This window comes from Vibrio sp. 10N.286.46.A8 (assembly GCF_041470165.1).
GTDB lineage: Bacteria > Pseudomonadota > Gammaproteobacteria > Enterobacterales > Vibrionaceae > Vibrio > Vibrio tasmaniensis_A.
This window is the reverse complement of the sequence record NZ_JBFRLX010000234.1, coordinates 1-6202: the sequence shown is the minus strand read 5'-3', so window position 1 is coordinate 6202 and position 6202 is coordinate 1. Positions and strand designations below refer to the sequence as shown.

General features: G+C 44.1%; 4 protein-coding genes. 3 read left to right on the top strand and 1 reads right to left on the bottom strand.

What is annotated here, in order from left to right:
- Positions 1 to 91 precede the first annotated feature (91 nt).
- Positions 92 to 217, bottom strand: a complete 126-nt coding sequence (locus AB4232_RS19950) for a hypothetical protein (RefSeq protein ID WP_009847557.1) — start codon at positions 215 to 217, stop codon at positions 92 to 94.
- A gap of 76 nt (positions 218 to 293) precedes the next feature.
- On the opposite strand from AB4232_RS19950, the gene AB4232_RS19945 reads away from it, so the two are divergent.
- From AB4232_RS19945 to AB4232_RS19935, 3 genes are all read left to right on the top strand, one after another.
- Positions 294 to 1379 carry an AI-2E family transporter gene (locus AB4232_RS19945; protein WP_009847558.1) on the top strand — a complete coding sequence of 362 codons (1086 nt, stop codon included), beginning with the start codon at positions 294 to 296 and terminating at the stop codon, positions 1377 to 1379.
- Between the two features lie 110 nt (positions 1380 to 1489).
- Positions 1490 to 2512 carry a 16S rRNA (guanine(1207)-N(2))-methyltransferase RsmC gene (rsmC, locus tag AB4232_RS19940; RefSeq protein WP_372087842.1) on the top strand — a complete coding sequence of 341 codons (1023 nt, stop codon included), beginning with the start codon at positions 1490 to 1492 and terminating at the stop codon, positions 2510 to 2512.
- A gap of 217 nt (positions 2513 to 2729) precedes the next feature.
- Complete coding sequence (locus AB4232_RS19935) at positions 2730 to 6119, top strand: response regulator (protein ID WP_372087841.1); 3390 nt, start codon at positions 2730 to 2732, stop codon at positions 6117 to 6119.
- Positions 6120 to 6202 lie beyond the last annotated feature (83 nt).

Genomic DNA, 6202 nt, shown 5'->3' with positions numbered 1-6202 from the left:
GGTCAACACGCCCTAGTACGTTCAAGTAATCAACCGCGGATACCTCCGCTTAATTACCCGTCAATTTATTCGAAAACCTAACGAAAAACGTCTAACGTTCCCAGAAAAGAAAAACCAACAACATCAGCGTACCTAGGAACATTCTGAACCAAGGGATCTCTTTTTTTATTTGCTGTTCTTCGTCTTGGCATTTCTTATCTTTATTACAGCATCCCATTATCAAAACTCCTCATTGCTAACTCTCTGTTTTGCAGCCATTATAAACTCAGAACACAAATATAGAGACCATTAACGTGTCAGAAAAACTCAAAATCAACACCAGCCACTGGGTGATCATCATTGCCCTACTTGCGGCGGCTTATGCTTGTTACTTGCTTATCGAGCCTTATGTAAATTCCATAGTAATGGCATTCATCATCTCGTTGCTGATGTTTCCAATTCACGAATGGCTTGAAAAGAAGATACCGAATAAAGAGAACGTAGTATCTCTGCTGTCTTGTGTGATCCTGACTTTCATTATTGTTATCCCTTTATTGGCAGTATTTGCAGCAATTGTTCAGCAAGGCTCTCTGTTCTCTCAGAACACCTACCAATGGGTGACCCACGGCGGTATTCAGACTCTGTTTGCACACCCACTTGTGGTCAAAGCGCTGTCGTTTGTGAATAACTACCTGCCTTTCGACAACATTGAGCCCCAAGCCATCGCACAGAAAGTCGGAGAATTCGCGACAAGTTTTGGTTCTAAACTGGTTGGTATCAGTGCGAAAATCCTTGGTGATGCGACCAACTTCTTAATGGATTTCTTCTTGATGCTGTTTGTTCTGTTCTTCTTATTAAGAGATCACGACAAAATCATCAGTGTGGTTCGTCATATTCTTCCGCTATCTCGTAGCCAAGAAGACAAGCTCCTCACTGAGATTGAGCAAGTTTCTAAGTCTGCTGTTATGGGCTCATTCTTAACCGCAATAGCGCAAGGTTTTGCGGGGGGGTTAGGTATGTGGATTGCTGGTTTCCCTGGGTTGTTCTGGGGCACCATGATGGGCTTTGCCTCTTTCATCCCAGTGGTCGGTACCGCTCTAATCTGGATCCCAGCCGCAACCTACTTATTCCTAACCGGTGATACCACGTGGGCAATTTTCCTAACGGTTTACTGTGTCGCGATTGTTGGCTCAATTGACAACCTGCTGCGACCACTGCTGATGCAAGGCAGTGCAGGCATGAATACCCTAATGATCTTCTTCTCACTGTTGGGTGGTATTCAACTGTTTGGCCTCATTGGTCTTATCTACGGCCCACTGATCTTTGCTATTACTATCGTTCTTTTCAATATTTACGATGAAGAGTTTAAAGACTTTTTAAACCAGCAAGACAAGAGTTAATCAACTGTTCAGCAACTTGGTTGCCGAACCCGTATTAAACACTTCAAGCTTTGGGCGGATTATGCGAAAATCCGCCCTCATTTTTTGCTAACGATTCAATAGAGTGTCCTATGTCAGCTTATATTGCCCCAAGCCAAATTGCTGAGCGCCAACTTGCCTACTTTGAAGGCAAACATGTTTTAGTTGCCGGTGAGGCTGAAGACTTATTCCCTGTTGAATTAGCGAAACATTGTGAATCAGTCACCGTGTTTACTTCTAATTACAGCTACTACCGTCAATTAGAAGGCTGCAACACCATCCAACGTTTTTATGGTGCGGAGTTTACCGAAGAGACCAAAGCCGACTTAGTGATGCTGTACTGGCCAAAGGCCAAAGCGGAAGCGGAATTTCTGTTGGCGATGTTATTTGCCAAGTTAGGTAAAGATACCGAGATTGTCGTAGTTGGCGAAAATCGTTCTGGTGTTAAAAGTATCGAGAAGATGTTTGCTCCTTACGGAAAAGTCGTGAAATACGATTCAGCGCGTCGTTGTTCTTTCTACTGGGGTCAATGCTTCGAGCAACCACCAGCCTTCAACCTGCAAGACTGGTTTAAAACCTACACGGTTAACATTGGTGAGCAATCACTGACCGTGAAAAGCCTTCCTGGCGTCTTCAGTCATGGTCAATTTGATGTTGGTAGCCAACTATTACTTGATACCCTGCCAAAACTGAAAGGTAAAGTACTGGATTTCGGTTGTGGTGCAGGCGTATTGGGCGCGGTAATGGCATCTCGTCACCCTGATATCGAACTGGAAATGTGCGACATCAGTGCATTTGCCGTGGCGTCTAGCCAAGCAACGCTAGAAGCCAATGGTTTAACAGGTAATGTCTTCGCCTCAGATGTCTACTCTGACACATCAAAAGATTACCAATTCATCATCAGTAACCCACCATTCCATTCTGGTTTGGATACAAGCTACAGTGCGACTGAAACCTTACTTGCTCAGGCTCCTAACCACATGAAGCGTTCTGGTGAGATGATTATTGTTGCGAACAGTTTTTTAAAATACATTCCAATTATTGAGCAAGCTTTTGGAAAATGCGCGACTCTAAATAAGACCACCAAATTCGCGATCTATCACGCAAGCAAATAGCCTATCTAACACAGCGCAGGGTCAATATCTGCGCTGTCTGTTCATATTTCTATCAAAAGCCCATAAAAATGAGCTTTTGCACACGCTTTAAATACCACTTACTTGTCAAAGTAAAAAAACTCGTTAATTTCGTTAAATTGGAACCCGTTAATTCTATTCTCTGTACTTGTTTTCATCCCTTTCAAGCAGTACATCAAAGGAAAGTAGTACCCAATTTATGTTTAGATTCTATCGTAAGCAGAAGTTTAAGCGCCTTCAAAATACCCTAATGCTGGCATTTCTTGTCCTTAGTATTACCCCAGTAACACTTATCGCGATATTTTTCCTCCAATCGCACAGTCAGGATCTTCAGGAACAAAGTACTTCGCACCTTGTTTCCGTCCGTGATACTAAACAGCAGCAAATTGTCGATTACCTACAAGCTCAAGAATCCCAAGTGATGGGTTTTGTTCGCTCAGAGCTTGCCAATGCCAGTGGCGGACGATTCTATGGTTTGATCAATGCATTCCAACGCCTCGGCTTAGACATTGACGAAGCACGCGCTAATGCGCAGCAGCGCTACATTCAAGGATCGGGCGATCAAATCAAAACATCGATTCTTCCTGAATCCAGCAGCTTTATTGGCAGCGAGCGCTATCGTCTACTTCACAAGCGCTACCACAACTCTTATTTAGAGCTGCTTAAGCGTTCAGATTTTGACGACATTTTATTGGTCGACATTAACGGTAACATCGCTTATTCAGTTTTTAAGCGCGATGACTACGGCACCAACTTGCTGACTGGTAAGTACAAAGATGCAAACCTCGGCAAAACCTTTCAACGCCTGGAAAAGGACGTAAAAGACAAACGCAAATCCAACGAAGACTACACACCGGTTATCGTTTCTGACTTTAAAGACGAAAATGGTAAACAGACCGCATGGTTAGGCGCCCCTATCGTTCAACAGGGCTACCTACACAGTTACGCCATGTTTAGACTGCCCATCAATGGTATTACTAAGCTTATTGCCGATCTCAACAAGAGTTCGAATATTCAAACCTTGCTTGTCGGCGATGATCATCTGCCACGTAGCCTTGCCCATTCACAAGAGTCGATTAATCTGAGTTTAGATGTTGTTGATAAAGCTCTGGCAGGAGAAACGGCCGTTGGCACCTTCGACAACGCTCAGGATCAAGCGATCATCGCTGCATATACTCCAATTGAGCTCAAATATGCGACTTGGGCACTCGTCGTCGAGCTTCCAGAGAAAGAAGCGTTTGCCCGTATTCATCAGTTAGAAAAGATCTTTGTGATCGTGATGTTGACGGCGATTATTCTTGTATTTGTCGCATCTCATTATCTGTCTAACTTCATCACATCACCGTTACTCAAGCTCACATGGGCAGCAGAGAAAGTCTCTGCGGGTGACCTTGATGAAACCATGATTAATACTGAACGAAGAGATGAGATAGGCCGCCTCGCGGTAAGCTTCGAAAGAATGCAACGTTCGATTCGTGAAAAGATGCTGCTCATTAAGAGCCAAAATGATGAGCTTGAGGACAACCTTAAGACCATTCAAAAACAAAATGAAGAGTTGCAACTGGCCAACAAACTTAAAGATGAATTCTTAGCAACAACATCACACGAATTGAGAACGCCATTACATGGCATGGTAGGTATCGCTGAAGCGCTAATCTCTGGCGCAAACGGTCCTATTCCTGCCAACCAGAAGTACCAGTTGGATATCATCATCAATAGTGGCCAGAGATTGGCAACACTGGTCGATGATCTACTTGATTACCACAAAATGCGCTACGGCAGTTTAGACATAAATAAATCTGCTGTTGATTTATCTGCTGCTACCAGCTTGGTACTAGAATTGTCTCATCATCTGTTGGGCAATAAGCCAATCCGAATTATTAACCAAGTACCCAGTGACTTAGGGTTGGTTTCGTCCGATCCTCAACGATTAGAACAAGTGATGTATAACTTGGTGGGCAATGCCATCAAGTACACATCAGAAGGTAAAATTGTTATCTCAGCAAGCGTTATCGACGACAACATTCGTGTACAAGTTGTTGATACAGGCCAAGGTATACCTGCTGAATACTTAGAACACATCTTTGAACCACTGATTCAAGCAGGACAAGACTCAAGTAACTATCGCCAAGGTGCAGGGCTTGGGTTGTCGATAAGTCGTCAACTGATTGAACTGATGGGCGGTTCACTGTACGTAAGTAGCCAACCAATGCTTGGCACGACGTTCAGCTTTACCCTGCCTTTAGCCACCCAAGAAGAATTGGATAACTACAGTGATTCAGGAAGCTATTCGCACTTCCAAGCGCCAGATTTAATTGATAACAGCCAACAAGAAAATAGTGTTATCAGTGAAGATCCAGACGGTCCGTTACTGGTTATCGCCGACGATGAACCAGTAAATTTACGCGTGCTAGACAGTTTCTTGAAATTGGAAGGTTATCGAGTGCGCACCGCATGTGACGGCCCAGAAACCATTGAACTGATTGAGAAAGAGAAGCCAGAGTTACTTCTGCTCGATATTATGATGCCAGGTATGAGTGGCTATCAGGTGTGTGAAGCTCTGCGTAAACAATACGATCATGCACAGTTGCCAATCATCATGCTCACAGCTCTTAATCAAGCAGAAGACCGTGTTCGTGGCTTTGAAGCTGGTGCCAACGATTACTTGTCTAAACCGTTCAACAAACAAGAGCTGGCGGCGCGAATTACGGCTCACTTATCAGCAAGTAAAGCTGAACAAAGGCGTCTTGAGAATGATCAATTGCAACTGGAGCTTAAACACAGAGCCATGGTTGAAGCGAACCTGCTAGAAACTCAAGGGCGCTTGCTAGAGCAGCTAGAATCAGCCCCTGAGGCCATCATCTGTATTCGTGATGACCAACGAATTCGATTTGCCAACGAAGCTGCAGCAAAACTATTTAGGCGCGGGCAAGAGCAGCTTAAACGCTCTATGGCCGATGAGATCATTGCGCCTAAATACCTTAAGGTGGAACAAGCTCACTACTGTGGTGATATTGACATCTATATAGACGACACTCGTCAGCGCATACCAAGTGATATCCTTAAGCTACCTGAAGGCTCAGAGCTCGACACCATGTATATCTTTAATGTTGGTGGTGGGGTTAACTCAAACCGAGTCAATAACCTTGAAACGGCGGTTGAGGCACTTTCAAGCTACGCCTTTGAGGGTGACAAAGATAAACTTCAACAACTGAAAGAACTTGGCGGTGAATTTACTCGCCTTGCAGATAAAGCAACCGGTGAAGGTAAAAACAAACAAGAGCTGATGCGTGAAGTGCTGGTCGATGTCATGACTAATGCCATCATCTACTGGGAGTCTGTTACAGGGGAAACCAAGTTTGCCTTCGCAGAGAAGAGTGGCTTGTGGCGCGTCTACCTAGACCGCAGTACCCTGCAAACTAGAACGCTAGACAAATATCTACGTGTAGAAACTCTACCGAAAACGCCTCGCTGGCGAACGGTACTGAGCTCTATCGAGTTTATACTTGAGCACTGTAAAGAACAGACACCTGAAAGAACTCATATTGAGACACTAAGGGATAAGCTACAAAAACTACTGACCAGTTAGCTCTGAAGTAAGCTCAAGCTATTGTAAATAATGAAGCCCACCTAGCGTGGGCTTTTTTGTGAATATTGTACCGTCCTAAATAT